The following is a 20,323-nucleotide window of genomic DNA, read 5'->3' as shown; positions in this document are numbered from 1 at the left end:
ATCTCCCACCGAAGCAGCACCCACGGTGATCGATCCGATGAGCCTGAGTCACCTCGCGCCAAGTGACGCAAAGCCGACCCGAGAGGCCGGTACCGGACCAACGGCGTTCGATTAGTTTCCGGTCCGGCGCACAGGACCGGCTCGTCGACGCCGCTGCCGTACCTGCGCCGACCGCCCCAAGGAGATCACCATGACCGTTCCCGCTCCGCGGGTCCGTCGCCGACCCCGGACCCGGGGTCGGCTGTTGCCGCTGCTGCTCAGCGTCGCGCTGCTGCTCCCGGTGGCGCTGCTCACCGTGCAGGCCCACCGGCTCGTCGACGCCGACCGCAAGGTCGTCGAGCGGGAACGGCTGGGCGTGGAGTACCTGCGGGCCCTCGCGCCGGTCACCGAGGCGCTGGTGAACGCGCAGAGCGCCGCCGTCGCCCGCCGGCCGTTGCCCCGACAGGTTCTGGAACAGGCGATCGAGCAGGTCGCGGCGGTCGACGCCCGGATCGGCGGTGAGTTGCGCACCGGGGAACGGTGGGCCGGCATCCGGGCGAAGCTGGAGGCACTACCGGAACGCTCGCTGGCGGATCCGGAGGCCGCCTTCGCCGCGTACCGCGAGGTCACCGACCTGCTGCTGGCCCTGCACACGAAGGTGCGGGAGAGCAGCGGTCTGATCCGGGACGCCGGTGCCGACTCGCACTTCCTCCAAGACGGCGTCGGGGAGGAGATGCCGGAGGCCCTGGTCGCCGCCGGGCGGCTCACCGACCTAGCCTCGCTGATCGAACGGCGACCCGCCACCGAACAGCTGCGCTCCTTCGGCGAACTGGCCGCCCACCGGGTCGCCGCCCTCCAGCCCGCCGGCGACCTGGTCAACAACCTTCGGGCGGTGATGGACAGCTCGGAGAGCGCCGACCTGGGCGCGAACGTGCTCAGCTCGTTCGACGCCTACCAGCGGGGGGTCGAAGCGATGGCGCTGACCTCCCAACCCGACCAGAGCGGCAAACTCGACGTGGTCCGGCTCACCGGGGCCCGGCTGGAGGCGCAGGAAGCCGCCAAGCAGCTCCAGCCGGTCCTGCTCGACGAGATCGACCGACTGCTGGCCGAGCGGATCGACGAACTGAACCGGGACAACCTGCTGGTCCTCGGCGCGGGTGGGGTCGCCGGACTGCTGCTGATCGCGCTCGCGGTGAGCAGCTGGCTGTCTCGTCCGAGGGACAACCCGGCCGCCGCCGGCACGCCGAGCAGCGGGACGGAGGCCGCCGGCTCGGACCAGCCGACCGGCAGCCGGTGGGAGCAGATGGCGGCGCAACGACCGCCGGTGCCCGTGGGACAGGGACCCGACCCGGATCGCTGGAGGCCCTTCGATGCTGCTCGATAGGCTTCGGATCCGGGGCAAGCTCGCCCTGTTGGTGCTCATCCCCGTGCTCTGCATGCTCGGGCTGACCCTGCCGGTGGTCTGGGAGCGGGTCGGGGTGGCACAGCGGGCCGACGACATCGCCAGCACCGTGCAGGTCGCCAACCGGGTCGGCACCTTGCTGCAACACCTGCAACGGGAACGGATGCTCGCCGTCGGTCTGCTGCTGCGCCAGGCCGACCGCAGCGACCTGGTCCAGGAGATCGCGGAGGTGGACGACCTAGTCGCCGACCTGCGGGCGGAGCTGGGCGACGACCTGCCCCCCGGAGTGACCGCCGCGCTCGACGGGGTCCGGCAACTGGCGCCCGTACGCACGGCCCTGCTCGCCAACCGCGCCACCGTCGAACAGGTCCTGGGCACGTACGCGCCGGTGCACCTCGCGCTGATCGACTCGCTGCGGCTGCCGTACGACGTGGACACCCGCACCTCGGTCGGCCGGCAGGTGCTGGCCCTGGACCGCATCCTGCGCAAGAGCGAAGGGATCAGTGCCGGCGCCGCCCTGATCGTGCTCATCGCCGTCGACCCGAATCCGGGGCTCGCCACCGCCTACGTGGCCAACATGGCCACCCTCCGGGCCGACAGCAATCAGATGATCGGCCTGCTCAGCCCCGAGCAGCTGGTGCTGATGGACATCGAGCAGGCAGCGGTGGACGCCCGCGCCGGGGAGGACTTCCTCGAACAGAGCGCCCTGGACCCGGTCGCCGCGGCAGCCCGGATTCCCGTCGAGGCGCTCTACGCGACCACCTCCTCGCTGATCACCCTGGGTCAGTTCGTGGAGAAGAAGCTGGTCACCGACGTCACCGCCGAGGTACGCGCCGAGCGGCAGGCCGCGCTGTTCGCCGCGTACTGGGTGACCGCCCTGGTCCTGGTGATCCTGCTCGTCGTCGGGCTGCTCGCCCTGGTGGTCGGCCGGTCGGTCGCGAGGCCGCTGACCCGGCTCACCCGGTCCGCCGACCGCGTCGCCCGGGTTGCCGAGTCCGAACTGCTCCGGGTCGCCGACGACGAGGCGGACCAGGCTCAGTCGATCCGCCTCGACCGGGTCGAGATCCGGGGCCGCGACGAGATCGGCGACCTGGCCCGGGCCTTCGAACGGGTCCAGAGCACCGCCGCCCAACTGGTCGAACGGCAGGTGGCGAGCCGACGCAACGTGGCCCAGATGTTCGGCCACGTCGGTCGGCGTACGCAGAACCTCGTCGGTCGACAGATCGCCCTGATCGACCGGTTGGAGCAGCAGGAGACCGAGCCGGGGCGGTTGGAGAACCTGTACCGGCTCGACCACATCTCCAGCCGGCTGCGGCGCAACGCGGGCAACCTGGTGGTGCTCTCGGGCGCGGCCGGCGACGTGGTGCACGCCGCACCGGTTCCGCTCGCCGACGTGGTCCGCCTGGCCCTCGGTGAGATCGAGGACTACACCCGGGTGGACGTACAGGTGCCCGCCGACGTCTCGGCGGCACCGGCGATCGTCGGGGACCTGGTGCTGGCGCTGGCCGAGTTGATGGAGAACGCCACCGTCTTCTCCCCGCCGCACAGCCGGGTGGTGGTCAACGGCGAACTCACCGACGAGGGTGCCCGACTGACCGTGGTGGACCACGGTATCGGCATGACCGAGGCGCGGCTGGCCGACGAGAACGCCCGGCTCACCCGACGCGAGCGGCTGGACCTCGCCCCGACCGAGGTGCTCGGGCTCTTCGTGGTGGGCCGGCTGGCCCGTCGGCACGGCTGGGCGGTCGCCCTGTCGGCCACTCCCGGCGGCGGGGTCTCCGCCACCCTGTCGGTCCCCCGGCCGGACCTCGTGCTCGGCACACCCACGCACGCGGGTACCCGAGCCACCTCGATCACCGCCCGGCCCGCCCTGCCGGCCCGTCCGCAGCCGATGCCCGCCAGCCCTGCCCGGCCCGGGGAAGGGCTGGCGGCGGCCGGTACGGGCGAGCCGGGCGGGTTCGATCAGCGGCTGCTGACCCGGGCAACCGAAAGCATCGAGCTGGCCGAGTCGTGGGATGCCTTCGGCACCGCGGCCCGCGAGGTGTCCACCCCGGTCGACACCGACCCGGCACCGGCGCAGGGCCCGACGGTCCCTGCCACAGCAGCCGGTGCGGCCACCCCGCTGCCCGGAATCCGGCAACGGGTGCCGGGGGCCAGCCTGCCGAGAATCGCACCTCAGGTGGGCCCGGTGGACGCCACCGGCGCCGACCCGACCGCCGCCCGCACCCTGGTCGAGCAGGTCGAGTCCGGGGTACGCCGAGCCGAACAGCACCGGGGGCACGCCCTCCCCGAGCCGGTTCCACCACCACCGTCCGGCGCTCCGGCCCAGCTGACCCGGCGGGTTCCCGGCGCGAACCTGGTCACCGCGCCGACCCGGCAGCAGCTCACCGACCACCCCGGCGACCCGGCCGAGGTCCGCGACCTCATCAACGCGTTCGAGACCGGCGTCGCCCGGGCTCTGCGCGACGTCCGTCCCGACCGCAGCGACGAAGAAGGAACGCCACATTGACCAGCCCGCACGTACACGAGAACCTCGACCATTCGAGCCACCCGGCCGGTGACCTCAGCCCCGAGGCCCGCACCTTCAACTGGCTGCTGGACACCTTCACGTCCAGCACGGCGGGCGTGCTGGAGGCGATCGCCGTGTCGTCGGACGGGCTGCTGATGGCCATGTCCGCGATCAAGGACCGGTCCAACGCGGAACGGCTCGCCGCCGTGGTCTCCGGCATGACCAGCCTGGCCGGTGGGGCCGCCAGCTGGTACGCCCTCGGCGGGCTGAACCGGGTCGTGGTGGACATGGCTGAGGGGTACCTGCTGATCAGTGCGATCAGCAGCGGCTCGGTACTCGGCGTGGTGGCCGACCGGTCGGCCAACCTCGGCACCGTGGCCTACGAGATGACCCTCTTCGCCGGTCGGGCCGGTAGTGCACTCACCCCGCGCCTGATCGCCGAACTCAAGAATTCCGTACAACAGTGAATCCCGACGCCGCCGGTGCGGAGCCGGGGCCGGTTCCCCGGATCCGGCCCTACCTGCGCGAGTCCTCCCCGGTCGGTGACGCCGACTCGGCGGGGGCGCCGGCGGCGGTCGGGGCGGAGCCGGTCGGGCCGACCGGGCTGCGCCCGTTCGTGCTCACCGCCGGTCGGGTGGCCGGCGCCGATCCGACGATCGGCCTGGAAACCCAGGTGACGGCCCGGCACACCGCCGAGGCGTGGCACCTGACGGCCACCCGGCTGACCCCGGAAGCACAGGCGATCGTGGCACTCTGCGGTGAGCCGATCTCGGTCGCCGAGATCTCCGCCAAGACCCGGCTGCATTTCGGCGTGACCCGGGTGCTGGTGGGTGACCTGCGCGCCGCCGGCCATCTGGACGTGCACGTCACCGACACCGACGACGCCCTCGACCCCGACGTCATCCTGCGAGTGATTGATGGACTCCGTGCAATCTCCTGACTGGCCGGTCGCCCCGCAGGGCGCGCTCGCCGCCAACAGCGCCACGGCCCGCTACGGCGGTTCGGCACCCGTCCCGCCGTCGGTGGGACGGGCCACACCGCCACCACCCCGGCCGGCAGCGTCGCCGTACCATTCGCCGACGACCGGCACGCCGCCGCGTACCGCGCCGCCGATCCCGGTCAAGATCCTGATCGCGGGTGGTTTCGGGGTCGGCAAGACCACCACGGTGGCGTCGATATCGGAGATCGATCCGTTGACCACCGAGGCGGAGATGACGATCGCCGGGATCGGGGTCGACGATCCCGGGCAACGCTTCGACAAGACCACCACCACCGTGGCGATGGACTTCGGCTGCGTCACCATCGACCGCAGCCTCAAGCTGTACCTGTTCGGCACGCCCGGTCAGGCCCGCTTCGGCTTCATGTGGGACGACCTGGCGCGCGGCGCACTCGGCGCGCTGGTGGTGGTCGACAGCGCCCGGCTGGACGACTGCTATCCGGCGATCGACTTCTTCGAGCGCGCCGCACTGCCCTTCGTGGTCGGGGTGAACGCCTTCGACGGCCGACTGGCACACGACCTCGGTGCTATTCGTTGGGCCCTGGCGATCGGCGAACATGTACCTCTGGTGCAGTTCGACGCCCGGGATCGACTCTCGGTGCGGGACGCCCTGCTGGTCGTCCTGGACCGGGCGCTGGACCGGGCCACCCGGGACAAACGGGCCTGAGCCGACCGGCTCGGAGCCCCTCGTGGAAGGGGTGAGGCGGATGAGAGGCGGGCTGGACGAGACCCTGGCCCGGATGCGTCGGCGCGAGGAGGCGCTGCGCCGCCGGTCCACGGAACCTGCCGACCGGGCCGACGACGAATCCGGGTCCGCAGCGCTGGACGCGGCCCAGTCGTCGGGTGCCGGCGGACGAAACGCGGGGCCCGGCTGGGACACGCCCCGGGAGCCGGCCGGAACGCCGCCCCGACACGTCCTGCACGACGTCGCCGAGGCGCTGCGGGCCGCCGTCGAGGCCCATCCGGGCACGGCGGTCACCGCCCGCGTCGATCACGACGGGCAGGCGTACGCCCTGCGGGTGGCCTGGACCGGCCAGGAGGTGACGGTGACCGGGCAGCCCGTGGCGCCACCACCGGCCTGGCCGATGTCGGCGAACACCGTCGCCGGCTGGCCCGCCGGCCAGGAGAGTCTGACCGGCGACCCGGCGGCCCGGCTGGCCGAGCTGATCCGCCGCGACCCGTCCCTGCTCAACAGTGAGGATCCACCGGCCTGACCGAACGCGGGATGATCGGGCCGTTTAGGGTCGGGCGATGGGCGAACCCGAGTTGACCCTGACCGCGAGCCTGCGGCCAGCCGCGCTGGATGCCCGGCGCGGCATCGTCCGGTTGCACCCCGAGGTGCTCACCGCGCTGGCCCTGCGGCCCGGCGACCCGGTTCAGCTGAACGGCCGGCGGGTGACCGCCGGCATCGTCGCCCCGGCCGAACCGACCGCCAGCGCCACCCTGCTGTACGCCGACGACCTGATGTTGGGCAACCTCGGCGTGCGCGACGGTGGGCAGGTACGGGTGAGCGCCACCCCGGTCACCGCAGCGGCCCGGGTGCTGCTCGCCGGGCCGGCGGAGGTCGTCGCGGTGATCTCCCCGGAGATGCTGCGGTTGGCACTGTTGGGCAAGGTGGTCACCACCGGAGACGACGTGTCGCTGCTGCCCCAGGACGTCCTGCCCGACGCCTCGACGCGCAGCCTGGTCGAGGCGGCCCGGCGCAGCCTCTCCACCCGGGTCGGCTACGCCTGGACCAGCACGCTGCTGCGGGTCGTCGCCACCGAACCCGAGGTGGGCGCCCTGGTCACCATGGACACCACGGTCGGTTGGGAGCACGGGGCCGCCACCCACGGCGTCGCCGGCCCGATCGCCGGCCGCGCCGCCTCCCTGGCCGGCACCGGTCCTGGCGGCGGCATCGCAGCAGGCCACACCGGCACCGACCGGTTGACCACCACCACCGGCGCCGGCAGGGCGGCCGAGGCCGAGCACGTCCCGTCGGTGGACGAGCTGCCCGGCCTGCGCTCCCAGGCGGAGGAGTTGACGCAACTGCTCGACCTCGGCTTCCACCACCGCGAGGTGCTGAGCCGGTTGGGGACCGCGGTGGCGCTCGGGGTGTTCGTCAGCGGTCCGGCCGGCTCGGGTAAGTCGGCGCTGGTCCACGCGGTCGCCGCCCAGGTCGGTGCCCGGGTGCATCCGCTCTGGGCGCCAGAGATCGCGGCGCTGAGCAACTCCTCGGCTGCGGCACGGCTACGGGCGATCACCGCCGAGGTGGTCGCCGACGGGCCGGCGGTACTGCTGGTCACCGACGTGGAGGCGCTCGCCCCGGCGGAGACACCGGGCCCGGTGGCGACCGTGTTCCGCCAGTGCCTCGCCCAGGTCGTCCGGGCCGGCGCGGCCGTGGTCTGCACCACCAGCCGGCCGGAGGCCGTGGATCCGGCGCTACGCGCCCCGGACCTGCTCTCGGTGCGGATCGACGTACCCCTGCCCGACGCCGCCCTGCGCCGGGAACAGTTGACCGTGCTGACCCGCCCGGTCCCGCTCGCCGACGACGTACGGCTGGACGAGGTGGCGGGACGTACTCCCGGTTTCGTCGCCGCCGACCTGGCCGCGCTGGTCCGCGAGGCCGGGGTCCGCGCGGCGCTGCGTCAGAAGTCGGCGGAGAACCCGACGGTACGGATGGCCGACTTCAGCGCCGCGCTGGAGGTGGTCCGGCCGACCAGCATGGCCGCGTCGACCCTGGAACTGGCCCGGGTCACCCTCGACGATGTCGGTGACCTTATCGAGGTCAAGCAGCAGTTGACCGAGTCGGTGCTCTGGCCGCTGACCTACCCGGACACGTTCGCCCGGCTCGGCGTGCAGCCACCCCGTGGGGTCCTGCTCTACGGGCCGCCGGGCTGCGGCAAGACCTACCTGGTTACCGCGCTGGCCGGCTCCGGCCGGGCGAACGTGCTCTCGGTCAAGGGCGCGGAACTGCTGTCGAAGTGGGTCGGCGAGAGCGAACGGGCCGTACGCGAACTCTTCCGCCGGGCCCGGGAGGCCGCACCGACGCTGGTCTTCCTCGACGAGGTGGACGCCCTCGCCCCGGTACGCGGCCAGGCAACCGACGGCGGCACCACCGACCGGGTGGTCGCCGCGCTGCTCACCGAACTGGACGGGGTGGAGGCGCTGCGCAACGTCGTGGTGGTCGGCGCGACCAACCGACCCGACCTGGTCGACCCGGCGTTGCTGCGCCCGGGGCGGCTGGAACGGCTGGTCTACGTGCCGCCACCGGACGCCGAGGCGCGCTCGGAGATCCTCCGCGCCGCCGCGCGCAACGTGCCGCTCGCCGAGGACGTCGACCTTGGCGCGCTCGGCGCGGAGTTGGACGCCTTCTCGGCTGCCGACTGTGCCGCGCTGGTCCGCGAGGCGGCACTGGCCGCGATGCGCGAGTCGCTGGCCGCCGCCACGGTCACCGCCGCGCACGTCGAGACCGCCCGCAGCCGGGTACGTCCCTCCCTGGACCCGGCCCAGGTGGCGTGGCTGGCCGCGTACGCCGAACAGCGCGGCTGAACGGCTGAGCCCTAGAGGGCCGGCGGCGTCGCGTCGAGGTGGATCTCGGCGTGCACCCGGTCGTCGTTCTCGCGCAGCTTCGCGCCGCACTTCTCCAGCACCGACAGCGCCCCACGATTCTCCGGTGACGTGTCGGCGACCACGATCCGCATGCCGGCCGCGGCGGCCAGGTTCAGCAACTCGCGCAATGCCGCCGCGCCGATGCCCTGACCCCGGGCGGACCGGCCGAGCCACATGCCCACCTCGACGGCGTCGGGCTCGTCCCGCCGGGTCATCCGGATCATCCCGACCACCTCACCGCTGGCCAGGATCGCGTACATGGCGGTGCGGGTGGCCGCGTCGAGACCACCGAAGTTGGCCCGGTGGTACTCCCGGAACGCCTCCCGCCGGGCGTGCGACCACCCGGCCGGCGCCGCCACCGGGGGCATCACGTCGGCCGGCTCCGCCTCGGCAACCGCTACGGAGAGCAACGGCTCGATGTTCTGCTCGTCCACCGGCTCCAACCGGACCGCACCCGTCACCTGCCGGAGTCTTCCGCTCTCGACAGCGGAAGTCCACCCGGTTGGCGACGAGGTGAACCTCTGGTGCGAAGGGATGGGCCGGTTGGCCGAAGCGATACTGCCTCACGCTCCGCTGTCGTACGGCCGGTTGAACTCACACAGAACGGCGGAGGCGTCGTCGGCCCGTTTGTGCCGGCGCAACCGGTCGGGATGGTCCTGCTCGGCGGCCCGCACCCGGGCGATCAGCCCGGCCGGCCCCTCGGCGGCCACCACGTCGAGCAGGCCACCCCAGTCGAACAGCCCGAACTCCTCCACGGCGACGGACGCCCCGTCACTGAGCAGCACCGCACGGCGCAGCGCCGACGGCCCGCGCAACGGCAGGCTGCCGACCACCGCGTGGTACGCCGCATCCGGGTCGGCCGCCGCGACCCAGTAACCCTGCGTACGGTTCATCCGCTCCCGCTGCACCGACACGGCGTGCCGCAACCGGGTGGCCCGGTCGGTCGACTCGGGTAGTACGGCGGCGGTGCCGCGCAGGCCGGCCGCTGCGGCGGCCAGGCGGTCGTCGACGATCACATCGACCCGGTCGCCACTGTCGAGCACCAGCGGGCTGTCGCAGAGCACCAGGTAGTCCACCTGATCCCCACCGTCACGCAGCAGGCAGACCGTGCTGGCCGGGGTACCCGGATGATCGAGATCGCACTGGTCACCGTGGTCGGCCCGGACCGCCAGGATCGCCGCCGCCAGGTTGCTCACCAGCGTCGCCGCCGGCCGGGCCGCCTCGGCCAGGCCGAGCCGGGCCGCCAGGTGCCGGACATACCACTGCGGCCCGTGTACGCAGCCGGTGTCGAAGCCCTCCGGCACGGTCGCCCCGTCCAGCACCCCGACCAGCGGCCCGAACTGGAACACCACGTCCTCGTTGACCGCGCGGTCGGGTGCCGGAACGGACGCGGAGCGTACCCGCATGGTCGGTGCCGACCCGACGGCCATGCCCCGCCGACGCTCGTCGGCGGTCGCCTCGGGCGGCCCGGTGCCGCTTCCCGGGTGCGTCACCTGCACACCGCTCCGCCTCGGTCCGGCGGGGTCGCCTCGGGTCATCACCGCCACCTCCGCGCCCCGGCTACCCGCCCGGCGCCCCGACATGCCCCCGGCTCGGCTCCGCAATCGGTGGGTTCAGCGGCGGCGGTTGCGGGCCCGGGAAGCGCGTAGTCGCCGTAGCCGACCGACCAGCACCGGGTCGGCGGCAAGGGCCGCCGGATTGTCCAGCAGCGCGTTCAGCAACTGGTAGTAGCGGGTGGCGGAGAGCCCGAAGCGATCCCGGATCGCCTGCTCCTTGGCACCGGCGTGCCGCCACCACTGCCGCTCGAACGCGAGAATCTCCCGCTCACGCTCCGTAAGGGCACCGGCCGGCTCGGCTGCGACTGCATCGGGGGCGGTCGGCGCGGACTCGTCTTCGGGCGCCGATCGCGGCGGCGGCACCGCCACGGGATCCGGGCCGGCGCTGGTCGGCACCCGGGCGTCGGGGCTCTGCGCTGTCGGGGTGGCGTCGGCGGGCGGCATGGGGCTCCTCACGGGGGCGGCCGGCACGGGCGACGCCAACCGGGTTTCCCAGCCTAACCACAGGTCACAGCCGACGCACCAGGAGCGCGGCGCCAACGGCAGCCACTCGCCGTACCGGCCCGCGCCGACGGACGGCGGCGCTGGCGGGGCGGACGGCGGCACCGACGCCGGCGGTCGGCGGGAAGCGGCACCGCCCGTGGGCGCGATCCGGGGAGAGATCGCGCCCACGGGTCCCCTCAGGTGATGTCCGTCAGGTGATGTCCCGCCGACGCAGCGTCCAGAGCGCCGCGCCGAGGAACAGTGCCACCGCGACCGTGAACAGGATCGACGAGTGCTGCCAGGTGATGTCCAGGGTGGCCGGGTTGCACTCACCGGTGTAGGAGGCGTTGCAGGACCGCCAGTCCTCAAGCGTCAGCGTCTTGGTCATCCAGGCGTACACGTACGTGGGCAACAGCCATGCCTCGCCGAACCGGACCTGGGCCAGGTCCAGCAGGATGGCGAGCCCGGCCTGGCCGACCACCATGACCGCGACCGCCCCGCCCAGTGCCATCGCGGTGTGCCGGCCGAGCGAGGCCAGGGCGAAGCCCACGGTTGCCGCGACCAGCACCAACACGACTCCGCGCAGCCCGGTGAGCAGGAACGACTGCCAGACACCGGAGGTCATCCCGTCCGTTGTCCCGCGCCAGCTGGCGATCAGCCAGAGAATGCCGAACCACGCCACGGAGGCGGACAGCGCCACGGCGAGCATCCCGGTGAGCAACGCTCCCAGCTTCGTCAACAGGACGCTCAGCCGCTTCGGTCGCCACAGCAGCAGGTTCATCATCCCGCCGGTGTTCCACTCGGCACCGATGAAGGAGGCACCCACCACGAAGCCGACCATGGCCAGGATGCCCGCGAGAGTGACGAGCATGTCCGGGACGTTGGCCTTGAAGACGAAGGTCGACGGGAGGTACCACTCGTCCTGGATGTCCTCCCGTGCCGGTGGGGCGATCGCCGCGCAGTCGGCCGGGTAATAATCGACGTCCTCGCCCGCCGCCTTGGCCCGCTCGCAGTTGACGCGCTCCTGCTCGGCCCACCGCACCTGCTCGGCATGGCTGCTGTCGGCGGCTCGCCTGGCCTCGGCCCACTGTTCGGTGCCGATCTTCTCGTTGGTGACGAGCAGACCCACCACCACGAGGGCCAGGATCAGCAGGCCACCCGCGGTCATCCAGCGGGTGAAGCGCCGCTTGGTCAGCCGGCGCAGTTCGGTACGGAAGAGACTCACGCGCCCCAACCTCCCCCGGTGGGCGCGGACGGTGCCGCCCCATCGACTCGTACGGACTGGTCGACCTGCCGGTGCTGGCCGGGTACCGGCGCGGTGTTGGTCAGTTCGAGGAAGACGCTCTCCAGGTCGACCGTGACCGGGGCGAGTTCGCTGACGTAGAGGCCCTGTTCGGCCAGGAGCCGGGTGATCGTGGCCGGCTTGTCCACCCCGGCGACCATCAAATGGTCCGGGTTCGCGGTCACCCGGTAACCGTTGCCGTGCAGCGCGTTGGCGGCGACCGGCAGGTCGGTGACGGCTTCCAGCCGGACCCGGACCCCGCCCGAGGAGTGCTGCGCCAGCACCTCGTCGACCGGGCCGAAGGCGACCCGACGGCCCAGCGAGATGATGGTGACCGAGTCGCAGATCAGCTGGATCTCACCGAGGATGTGGCTGGAGAGCACCACGGTCATCCCCGACTCGGCGAGGTTGCGCACCAGCGTACGCATCTCCCGGATGCCGCCCGGGTCGAGGCCGTTGGCCGGCTCGTCCAGGATCAGCAGCTTCGGGTTCTTCAGCAGGGCCGAGGCGACGGCGAGGCGCTGCTTCATGCCGAGCGAGTATGTCTTGACCCGCTCGCCGGCCCGGTCGCGCAGGCCGACCAGTTCCAACACCTCGTCGACCCGCTGCGCCGGCACCTCGCCGGCACTGGCCAGCAGGGAGAGCGTGTCGCGGGCGCTGAAGTGCGGGAAGAACTGCGGGCTCTCCACGATCGCACCGACCTGACGGGCGATCTGGGGCAGCGCCGCCGGCACCTCTTGGCCGAGGATCGACATCCGGCCACCGTCGGACCGGATGAGACCAAGCAGCGTACGCAGCGTGGTGGTCTTCCCCGACCCGTTGGGGCCGAGGAAGCCGTGCACCTGGCCCGCCTCGACCCGCATGTCGAAGCCGTCCAGGGCGTTGCGGGTGCCGCGTCGTCGACTCCGGTACGTCTTTCGTAGACCTTCGATTTCCAGGACAGCTGGCAAGCTGCACCTCCCCCGTCTGGTAGTTGGGCGACGACGACACCATACGCGGTATGCAGCCGAAGGCAATACCCGGTATGCAGCGCCACGCCGAAGCCCTGTTAAAAGGGGGCCCGTGCTCTACCGGAGGCGTTAACCGGGGGCCCTTCCTTACACCTCAGGCGCAGATGACGTGGACGCCGGCGGCGCGGAAGGCGTCGACCACCTCGGGCGTGGCGCCCGAGTCGGTGACCAGCGTCTCGACCCGGTCGACCGGGCAGATCCGGGCGAAGGCGTGACCGCCCAACTTGGACGAATCGGCGATGATCACCACTCGCTTGGCCCGGGCGACCATCAGGTTGTTCATCGCCGCCTCACCCTCGTGATGGGCGGCGGCACCGAGCTGCGGGTCGATGGCGTCCACGCCGAGCAGTGCCACGTCCAGCGTCACCTCACGCAGCAGCGCCCCACCCAGCGGCCCCACCAGCTCGAACGACTTGGGTCGCACCACCCCGCCGGCGACCACGACCTTCATCCGGGAACGGACCAGCAACTCGTTGGCAATGTTGAGGGCGTTGGTGACCACGGTCAGTTGGGCACCCTCCGCACTGGTGTTGAGGTCCGGCCGGACGGCCAGCGCCCGGGCCACCTCGGTGCTGGTGGTGCCACCGTTGAGACCGACCACCGTGCCCGGCGCGACCAGCGCTGCGGCGGCGGCGCCTATGCGCTGCTTCTCGGCGGAGTGCTTGGCCGTCTTGTAGCGCAGCGGCAGGTCGTAGGAGACCCCGTTGGCGACCGCGCCACCCCGAGTACGGGTGATCATCTGCTGCTGGGCGAGCTGATCGAAGTCCCGCCGGATGGTCGCCTGGGAGACGTCCAGGCGGTCAGCGGCCTCCTCGACGGTGACCCGACCGGAGTCGGTCAGCATTTCGAGCAGGGCGTTCCATCTCGCGTAACGGTCCACCCCGGGACCTCCGTGTCTGCACGAACGGTGATTGGTTGCGTGCACACTAGTGCTCGAAACTACGATGAGGCAAAACCTCAAGTTGCTCGATCAATCCTGCGGTTGCTATTTCCATCGAGTTTCGCGCAGAATAACGCGCGAAAGACGGGTCAAACGAGCCGTATTGCGCAGCCCGCTGCGAGGAGTTCTCATGGCGTACGTCAACGCGGAGATCGCAAGCCAGCCGGACTGCTGGCGCCAGGCAGCCGACCTCGCCCCCACGGTCCTCGATCGGCTACCCCACAGCGGGGAACGGGTCGCCGTCGTCGGCTGCGGCACGTCGTGGTTCATGGCGATGGCGTACGCGGCCCGCCGCGAGGCCACCGGCCACGGCGAGACGGACGCCTTCCAGGCCAGCGAGTTCCCGACCGGCCGCCGCTACGACCGGCTGCTGGCGATCACCCGCTCCGGCACCACCACGGAGGTGCTCGACCTGCTCGCCACGCTGCGCGGGCGGATCCCGACCACCGTGCTGGTCGGTGACCCCACCTCTCCGGCGATGACCCTCGCCGACACCGCCGTCACCCTGCCGTTCGCCGACGAACGGTCGGTGGTGCAGACCCGCTTCGCCACCACCGCACTGGCGCTGCTGCGTGCGCAACTCGGCGACAACATCGACGCCCTGGTCGCCGACGCGGAGGTCGCCGTCCGCGCCCCGCTGCCGATCGACCCCAGCCTGATCGAGCAGGTCACCTTCCTGGGCCGTGGTTGGACGATCGGGCTGGCCCAGGAAGCGGCGCTGAAGTGCCGTGAGGCGGCCACCTTCTGGGCCGAGGCGTACCCGGCGATGGACTACCGGCACGGACCGATCTCGGTAGCCGCCCCCGGCCGGCTGGTCTGGGCGTTCGGTGAACTGCCCGACGGGCTGCCCGAGGACGTCGCCGCCACCGGTGCAGCCTTCGCGCACAGCCGCACCCACGGGGTCCGTACCGTGCTGGGCCGCTGGGCCGCCGGACGCAACCCGGTGGACCCGATGGCCGACCTGATCCTGGCGCAGCGCTTCGCCGTCGCACTGGCGACAAGTCGCGGGCTCGACCCCGACGCGCCCCGGCACCTGAGCCGGTCCGTGGTGCTCGCGTGAGCGTGCGCGACGGCAATGTCGTCGTCGCGCTGGACGTGGGCGGCACCGGGATGAAGTGCGCGCTGATCCGTCCGGACGGCGTCGTCGTGCACGCCGAACGGCACCCCACCGAGGCCGGACGCGGGGCCGAGGCCGTGGTCGACACGATCCTGACCGTGGCCGACGGACTGGCCGGCAAGGCGCGAGCGGCGCAACTCACCCCGACCGCGCTCGGCATCGTGGTGCCGGGCATCGTCGACGAGACCCGGGGCGTCGCCGTCTGGTCGGCGAACGTCGGTTTCCGGGACGTACCGCTGCGGGAACTGGCGGCCGACCGGCTCGGCCTGCCCACGGCGCTCGGCCACGACGTACGCGCCGGCGGTCTCGCCGAGGCGCGTCTCGGCGCCGGCCGCGACGCCGGGCACGTGCTGTTCGTGGCGATCGGCACCGGCATCGCCGCCGCCCACGTGGTCTCCGGAGCGGCGGCCACCGGCGCGCACGGCGCCGCCGGGGAACTCGGCCACATCCTGGTCCGCCCGGGCGGCCCGCCCTGTGGCTGCGGCCGGTCGGGCTGCCTGGAGGCGATCGCCTCCGCCTCGGCCGTCGCCCGCCGCTACACCGAACTCGCTGCCACCGAGCCGGCCGGGACCGCAACGGCCGAGGTCACCGGCACCACATCGGACGACGGGTCCGGCACCGGGCCGACGCCAGGACCGACCATGGTCACCGCCGCTGCGGTGGCCGCCCGGGCGGCGGCAGGTGAGGAGTTGGCCACCCGGGTCTGGCGGGAGGTCGTCGAAGCGCTGGCCGATGGCCTCGCGACCGGACAGGCGCTGTTCGACGTGGAGACGATCGTGCTGGGCGGCGGCCTCGCCCAGGCCGGTGCCGGGTTGTTCGATCCGCTGCGTACCGCGCTGCGCGATCGCCTGACCTTTCACCGGGAACCACGACTCGTCCCGGCCGCTCTCGGCGACGAGGCCGGTTGCCTCGGTGCCGCCCTGCTCGCCCTCGACCAGTTGGAGAACTCATGACCGTACGGGTGAACGGCAAGGTGGTGACCCCGAACGGGGTGATCCGACAGGGCTGCGTCGAGGTCCGAGGCGACCGGATCAGCGCGGTCGCCGAGTACCCGTCGGTGCGCGACGGGCACTGGATCGTCCCGGGCTTCGTGGACATCCACACCCACGGCGGGGGCGGCCACACCTTCACCACCGGCGACGTGGACTCCGCCCGCGCCGCCGCCGCGTTCCACCTGGGCCACGGCACGACCAGCCTGCTGGCCAGCCTGGTCAGCGCGCCTTTCGAGCTGATGCACTCGGCCACCACGGCCTTCGCACCGCTGGTCCGCCAGGGGGTGCTGGCCGGCATCCACTTCGAGGGGCCGTACCTGTCCGCCGCCCGCTGCGGCGCGCAGAACCCGGAGTTCCTCCGCGACCCGTCCATCGACGAGCTGACCGAGTTGGTCAAGCTGGGCGACGGGGCGGTGCGGATGGTCACCATCGCGCCGGAGCGGGCCGGGGCACTGGCGGCCATCGAACTGCTCACCGGGCACGGCGTGGTGGCTGCGGTCGGCCACACCGACGCGACGTACGAGCAGACCCGCGCCGCCATCGCGGCGGGCGCGAGCGTCGGCACGCACGTGTTCAACGGCATGCGTCCGGTGCACCACCGGGAGCCGGGGCCGGTCGTGGCGCTGCTGAGCGCGCCGAACGTCATCTGTGAGCTGGTCGCCGACGGTGTGCACCTGCATGAAGGGACCCTCACCTTCGCCACCTCGACCGCCGGGCCGGAACGCTGCGCGCTGATCACCGACGCGATGGCCGCCGCCGGTATGCCCGACGGCGAGTACGAACTCGGTGGCCAGGCGGTGACCGTCACCGACGGGGTGGCCCGGCTGGCCGGCGACGGCGCGATCGCCGGCAGCACCCTCACCATGGACGCGGCCCTGCGGCACGCGGTGGCCGCCGGTATCCCGGTGCCCGACGCGGTACGCATGGTCTCCACCACCCCGGCGCTCGCCATCGGCCTCGGCGACGAGGTCGGCGCGCTCCAGCCCGGTCTGCGCGCCGACCTGGTGGTGCTCGACGAGGACCTGAAGGTCGTCCGGGTGATGCGTGGCGGTGCCTGGGTGGAGTGACCCCGCATCAGCGCGGCGCCGGGATCTCCACGCCGAGGACCGCCTGCTCGTCGGGGCGGTGGACCAGTTCATCGGTCAGGAACGACTGCACCGCGTGGCGCATCCCGACGTCCCGGCCGGCCTGCTCGGAGAGCAGCCACTTGTGCTCGATGATCTGGGCGAACAACTCCTGCGGCTCCAACTTGCGCCGTAGGTGTGCGGGAACCGCCCGGACCACCGGCTCGAACACCTCGGTCAGCCAGCGGTGGGCGGCCTGCTGCTCGTCGGTCAGGTCGCTCTCCGCGCGGTACGCGTCGAGGTCGTTGAGCAGCTTGCGGGCCTGGTTCTCCTCGGCGTCCAGGCCGGTGAGCCGGAGCAGTCGCCGGTGGTGGTAGCCGGCATCGACCACCTTCGGCCGGATCAGGTAACGCCCGTTGCCGATCGTCGACATGGCCACCTCGGCCACGTCGAAGCCCATCTCGTTGAGTCGCCGGATGCGCCCCTCGATGTCGTGTCGGGCCTCCCGCTCGACCTGCTGCTCGTAGGTGATCTCGTGCCACAGCCGCTCGTAGCGCTGCACGACCTCCTCGCAGACCACCTCCGGGTCGATCGAATCGTGCAGCAGGCCGGCTGCCTGCAGGTCGAGGGCCTCGCCGAAGATGTTCACCCGGGCGATCTCCAGGTCCTCACCACGTTGACCGTTGGAGAGCCCGTTGCGCAGCGCCCCGGTCTCGGCGTCGACCAGGTACGCGGCGAAGGCGCCCGCATCCCGGCGGAACAGCGTGTTCGACAGTGAGCAGTCGCCCCAGAAGAAGCCGGTGAGGTGCATCCGGACCAGCAGCGCGGCCAGCGCGTCCAGCAGCCGGCCCATGGTCTCCGGTCGCAGGGTGTGCGAGAACAGCGCCCGGTACGGCAGGGAGAACTGGAGGTGGCGGGTGATCAGCACCGGGTCGAGTGGCTCACCGGAGTCGGACTCCCGGTCGGCGACGATCGCCACCGCCTGCACCGACGGGAAGTCGATCCGCTCCAGGGCACGCAGCAGGTCGTACTCCCGCTCGGCCACCCGCTCGCCGGTCTCCTTGACCGCGTAGACGTACCCGCCGAGGCGTACGAAGCGCACCACGTGCCGGGAGATGCCCTGCGGCAACGCGACCAGATGTTCGGCCGGCCACTGTTCCAGCGGTGTCGACCAGGGCAGGTCGAGCAGCGCCGGGTCCACGAGGGCCGAAGTGATCCGCACGACGTCAAGTCTGACGGCTTCGCCGCCGGAACGCTTCCCCGCGTGGCTGGGCCCACAGTCGCCGCCCGCACCGCCTGAACCCGGCCACCGCGCCGGGCCGGTAGCGTGATCGGGTGCGAGAAACCCCGACGGTACGCGCAAAGGCGCGCTTGGCGCCGGTCCGTCCGGCCGGCTGGTGGTTCGACGCACTGCTGCTCATCGGGTTCGTGGCGCTGACCGGCGCGCTCGCCGCCGGCTGGTTCTTCGGGATCGACCGGGCGGTCGCCGACTGGGCCGACGCGCACCGCCCGACCGCCGCCTGGTGGATCGCGGTCATCCTCAACTACCTCGGTCAGGGGACCCCGCTGACCCTGATCGCGGCCGGTCTTGCGGTGCTGCTGGCGATCCGGTTGCGCTCGGTGCGCCCGCTGCTCGTCCCGGTCGCCGCCTTCGTGCTGACCTATCTGACCATCGGCCCGTTGAAGGTGTGGACCGCCCGGCCGGCGCCGAGCGCCAGCGTCAAGGAACCGTTCCTGCCACCCGAGCAGACCCTCCCGCTGTTCCAGGACGATTTGCCGGTCCGGTTCGCCCAGTCGTACCCGTCGGGGCACGTGGCCAACGCGATCGTCTGGTACGGCGTCATCGCGCTGCTGCTCGCGCCCCTGCTGGCGAATCTCGGCCGGACCCTGCCGCGTCGGGTGGTGCTCGCGGTCCGGATCGTCCCGCCGACCGTGGTGCTGTGCACCACCACCTACCTGGGCTGGCACTGGCTGAGCGACTCGGTGGCCGGGCTGCTGCTGGGGCTGCTGCTGGACCGGATCCTGCACCGGGTGCCCTGGGACGAGCTGCCGCTGCCGGCCCGGTTTCGGCGTTGGGACCGGTCGTTCATCAAGCCTGTCTAGGCTGCGGCCGTGGATCAGCTGGCGCGCCGGTTGGGCGTACCCGATGCCGTGGTCATCGGTCTGGGGTCGATGCTCGGCGCGGGCGTCTTCGTGGTCTTCGCACCGGCTACGGCAGCGGCCGGTGGCGTCGGCCTCCTGGTGGCGCTGGCCCTGGCCGGCTTCATCGCCTTCTGCAACGCGACAAGCTCGGCGCGGCTCGCGGCCCGCTACCCCGAGTCCGGCGGCACCTACGTGTACGGCCGGGAACGGCTCGGCCCGCTCGCCGGCTTCGTCGCCGGCTGGGGTTTCGTGGTCGGCAAGACGGCCAGCTGCGCGGCGATGGCGCTGACCATCGGCGCGTACCTCTGGCCGGGGCAGGCCCGACTCGTCGCCGTCGCTGCCGTCCTCGCGGTGACCGGCGTGAACCTGCGCGGCATCGCCAAGACCGCCACCGCCACCCGCATCCTGGTGCTGGTCGTGCTGGCGGTGCTGGCCCTGGTCGCGGTGGCCGGCGCGACCGGCGTCTCGGTCGACCGGATCGACGCGCCCGGCGGCTCCGCCCGGGGCATCCTCACCGCCGCCGGCCTGCTCTTCTTCGCCTTCGCCGGGTACGCCCGCATCGCCACTCTCGGCGAGGAGGTACGCGAACCCGAACGCACCATCCCCCGCGCGGTGCCGCTCGCGCTCGGTCTGGTGCTGGTCATCTACCTGGTGCTGGCCGTGATCGCGCTCGGCGTGCTCGGCCCGGCGCGGCTCGCCGCCTCCGCCGCACCGCTGGCCGACGTGGTGACCGCCGCCGGGCTGCCCGACCTGGCCTGGGTGGTCCGCGCCGGAGCTACCGTCGCGGTGACCGGGGTGCTGCTGTCCCTGGTGGCCGGGGTGGGCCGCACCACCCTGGCGATGGCCCGCCGCGGTGACCTGCCCGCCACGCTGGCCGCCGTGCACCCCGTGCACCGGGTGCCGCACCGCGCCGAGTTGGCCGTCGCCGCCGTGGTGATCCTGGTGGTGGCGCTGGCCGACGTGCGGAGCGCGATCGGCTTCTCCAGCGTCACCGTGCTCGTCTACTACGCGATCACCAACGCGGCGGCGTTGACCCTGGGCCGGGAACCGACCCGCAGGTTGCCGGTGCAGACCCTCGCCGGTGCGGGGCTGGTCGGCTGCATCCTGCTCGCAGTCAACCTGCCGCTGCCGACCGTGCTCGCCGGCTTCGGTGTCCTCACCCTCGGCGCCGCCTGGTACGCCCTGCGCCCCGCCCGCCCCTGAATCAGCCCGGCCCGCAGACCATCCGTGACCGTGATCACGCTCGATCCGGGATCGAG

At 72.5% G+C, this 20,323-nt stretch carries 19 protein-coding genes; 12 read left to right on the top strand and 7 right to left on the bottom strand.

What is annotated here, in order from left to right; all coding sequences use genetic code 11:
• Positions 1-190 precede the first annotated feature (190 nt).
• Genes AB0M35_RS18300 through AB0M35_RS18270 form a run of 7 tightly spaced genes read left to right on the top strand, consistent with a single transcriptional unit; the run spans position 191 to position 8,418 of the window.
• Positions 191-1,363 carry a hypothetical protein gene (locus tag AB0M35_RS18300; RefSeq protein ID WP_363746686.1) on the top strand — a complete coding sequence of 391 codons (1,173 nt, stop codon included), beginning with the start codon at positions 191-193 and terminating at the stop codon, positions 1,361-1,363.
• On the top strand, positions 1,350-3,890 hold the full coding sequence (locus AB0M35_RS18295; RefSeq protein WP_363746684.1) for an ATP-binding protein: 2,541 nt from the start codon (positions 1,350-1,352) through the stop codon (positions 3,888-3,890). Before AB0M35_RS18300 ends, AB0M35_RS18295 begins: the two co-directional genes overlap by 14 nt.
• A complete protein-coding gene (locus tag AB0M35_RS18290) occupies positions 3,887-4,357 on the top strand; it encodes a roadblock/LC7 domain-containing protein (RefSeq protein WP_203223036.1) in 471 nt (156 codons plus the stop codon). The genes AB0M35_RS18295 and AB0M35_RS18290 overlap by 4 nt, the downstream gene beginning before the upstream one ends.
• Positions 4,354-4,830, top strand: a complete 477-nt coding sequence (locus tag AB0M35_RS18285; protein ID WP_363746682.1) for a DUF742 domain-containing protein — start codon at positions 4,354-4,356, stop codon at positions 4,828-4,830. The genes AB0M35_RS18290 and AB0M35_RS18285 overlap by 4 nt, the downstream gene beginning before the upstream one ends.
• Positions 4,808-5,554 (top strand): ATP/GTP-binding protein, encoded by a 747-nt coding sequence (locus AB0M35_RS18280; RefSeq protein ID WP_363746680.1) that lies wholly within the window; start codon positions 4,808-4,810, stop codon positions 5,552-5,554. The genes AB0M35_RS18285 and AB0M35_RS18280 overlap by 23 nt, the downstream gene beginning before the upstream one ends.
• Before the next feature lie 40 nt (positions 5,555-5,594).
• On the top strand, positions 5,595-6,101 hold the full coding sequence (locus tag AB0M35_RS18275) for a hypothetical protein (RefSeq protein WP_363746678.1): 507 nt from the start codon (positions 5,595-5,597) through the stop codon (positions 6,099-6,101).
• A 37-nt stretch (positions 6,102-6,138) separates the two neighbouring features.
• Entirely contained in the window at positions 6,139-8,418 is a 2,280-nt protein-coding gene (locus AB0M35_RS18270; protein ID WP_363746676.1) for an AAA family ATPase, read from the top strand.
• Positions 8,419-8,429: 11 nt separating this feature from the next.
• On the opposite strand, the gene AB0M35_RS18265 is transcribed toward AB0M35_RS18270, so the two are convergent.
• The 6 genes from AB0M35_RS18265 to AB0M35_RS18240 form a co-directional block, all read right to left on the bottom strand.
• Positions 8,430-8,939, bottom strand: a complete 510-nt coding sequence (locus AB0M35_RS18265) for a GNAT family N-acetyltransferase (protein WP_363746674.1) — start codon at positions 8,937-8,939, stop codon at positions 8,430-8,432.
• A gap of 102 nt (positions 8,940-9,041) precedes the next feature.
• A complete protein-coding gene (locus tag AB0M35_RS18260) occupies positions 9,042-9,971 on the bottom strand; it encodes a hypothetical protein (protein WP_363746672.1) in 930 nt (309 codons plus the stop codon).
• A gap of 120 nt (positions 9,972-10,091) precedes the next feature.
• Positions 10,092-10,478: a DUF3263 domain-containing protein gene (locus AB0M35_RS18255; RefSeq protein ID WP_363746670.1), complete on the bottom strand. Its 387-nt coding sequence runs from the start codon at positions 10,476-10,478 to the stop codon at positions 10,092-10,094.
• Positions 10,479-10,728: 250 nt separating this feature from the next.
• Positions 10,729-11,742: an ABC transporter permease subunit gene (locus AB0M35_RS18250; RefSeq protein ID WP_363746668.1), complete on the bottom strand. Its 1,014-nt coding sequence runs from the start codon at positions 11,740-11,742 to the stop codon at positions 10,729-10,731.
• Complete coding sequence (locus AB0M35_RS18245) at positions 11,739-12,749, bottom strand: ATP-binding cassette domain-containing protein (RefSeq protein ID WP_363746666.1); 1,011 nt, start codon at positions 12,747-12,749, stop codon at positions 11,739-11,741. The genes AB0M35_RS18250 and AB0M35_RS18245 overlap by 4 nt, the downstream gene beginning before the upstream one ends.
• Positions 12,750-12,903: 154 nt before the next feature.
• Complete coding sequence (locus AB0M35_RS18240; RefSeq protein ID WP_363746664.1) at positions 12,904-13,689, bottom strand: DeoR/GlpR family DNA-binding transcription regulator; 786 nt, start codon at positions 13,687-13,689, stop codon at positions 12,904-12,906.
• Between the two features lie 190 nt (positions 13,690-13,879).
• Here AB0M35_RS18240 and AB0M35_RS18235 point away from each other — a divergent pair, with 190 nt between their 5' ends.
• Genes AB0M35_RS18235 through nagA form a run of 3 tightly spaced genes read left to right on the top strand, consistent with a single transcriptional unit; the run spans position 13,880 to position 16,925 of the window.
• Positions 13,880-14,809 carry a sugar isomerase gene (locus AB0M35_RS18235; protein WP_363746662.1) on the top strand — a complete coding sequence of 310 codons (930 nt, stop codon included), beginning with the start codon at positions 13,880-13,882 and terminating at the stop codon, positions 14,807-14,809.
• Positions 14,806-15,819: an ROK family protein gene (locus AB0M35_RS18230; protein ID WP_363746661.1), complete on the top strand. Its 1,014-nt coding sequence runs from the start codon at positions 14,806-14,808 to the stop codon at positions 15,817-15,819. Before AB0M35_RS18235 ends, AB0M35_RS18230 begins: the two co-directional genes overlap by 4 nt.
• A complete protein-coding gene (gene nagA / locus AB0M35_RS18225; protein WP_363746659.1) occupies positions 15,816-16,925 on the top strand; it encodes an N-acetylglucosamine-6-phosphate deacetylase in 1,110 nt (369 codons plus the stop codon). Before AB0M35_RS18230 ends, nagA begins: the two co-directional genes overlap by 4 nt.
• 7 nt (positions 16,926-16,932) lie before the next feature.
• Here the strand turns inward: nagA and AB0M35_RS18220 are convergent, their stop codons facing one another.
• Positions 16,933-18,144 carry a DUF4032 domain-containing protein gene (locus AB0M35_RS18220; protein WP_363746657.1) on the bottom strand — a complete coding sequence of 404 codons (1,212 nt, stop codon included), beginning with the start codon at positions 18,142-18,144 and terminating at the stop codon, positions 16,933-16,935.
• A 113-nt stretch (positions 18,145-18,257) separates the two neighbouring features.
• Between AB0M35_RS18220 and AB0M35_RS18215 the strand changes: the two genes are divergently transcribed.
• Both AB0M35_RS18215 and AB0M35_RS18210 read left to right on the top strand, forming a co-directional pair.
• The gene (locus AB0M35_RS18215) at positions 18,258-19,025 is read left to right on the top strand and encodes a phosphatase PAP2 family protein (protein WP_363746655.1); all 768 of its coding nucleotides are present in this window, start codon (positions 18,258-18,260) and stop codon (positions 19,023-19,025) included.
• Positions 19,026-19,034: 9 nt separating this feature from the next.
• Positions 19,035-20,267, top strand: a complete 1,233-nt coding sequence (locus AB0M35_RS18210; RefSeq protein ID WP_363746653.1) for an APC family permease — start codon at positions 19,035-19,037, stop codon at positions 20,265-20,267.
• Positions 20,268-20,323: the final 56 nt, after the last annotated feature.

This window comes from Micromonospora sp. NPDC051196 (assembly GCF_040682415.1).
GTDB lineage: Bacteria > Actinomycetota > Actinomycetes > Mycobacteriales > Micromonosporaceae > Micromonospora.
The sequence above is the reverse complement of the archived record's forward strand: the minus strand, read 5'-3'. Positions and strand labels throughout refer to the sequence as shown.

Excerpts from the sequence above, each read along its gene's own strand:
- AB0M35_RS18275 (WP_363746678.1), top strand. The coding sequence starts at position 5,595 with ATGAGAGGCGGGCTGGACGAGACCCTGGCCCGGATGCGTCGGCGCGAG.
- AB0M35_RS18255 (WP_363746670.1), bottom strand. The coding sequence starts at position 10,478 with ATGCCGCCCGCCGACGCCACCCCGACAGCGCAGAGCCCCGACGCCCGG.
- nagA (WP_363746659.1), top strand. The coding sequence starts at position 15,816 with ATGACCGTACGGGTGAACGGCAAGGTGGTGACCCCGAACGGGGTGATC.
- AB0M35_RS18270 (WP_363746676.1), top strand. The coding sequence starts at position 6,139 with ATGGGCGAACCCGAGTTGACCCTGACCGCGAGCCTGCGGCCAGCCGCG.
- AB0M35_RS18280 (WP_363746680.1), top strand. The coding sequence starts at position 4,808 with ATGGACTCCGTGCAATCTCCTGACTGGCCGGTCGCCCCGCAGGGCGCG.
- AB0M35_RS18295 (WP_363746684.1), top strand. The coding sequence starts at position 1,350 with ATGCTGCTCGATAGGCTTCGGATCCGGGGCAAGCTCGCCCTGTTGGTG.
- AB0M35_RS18235 (WP_363746662.1), top strand. The coding sequence starts at position 13,880 with ATGGCGTACGTCAACGCGGAGATCGCAAGCCAGCCGGACTGCTGGCGC.
- AB0M35_RS18300 (WP_363746686.1), top strand. The coding sequence starts at position 191 with ATGACCGTTCCCGCTCCGCGGGTCCGTCGCCGACCCCGGACCCGGGGT.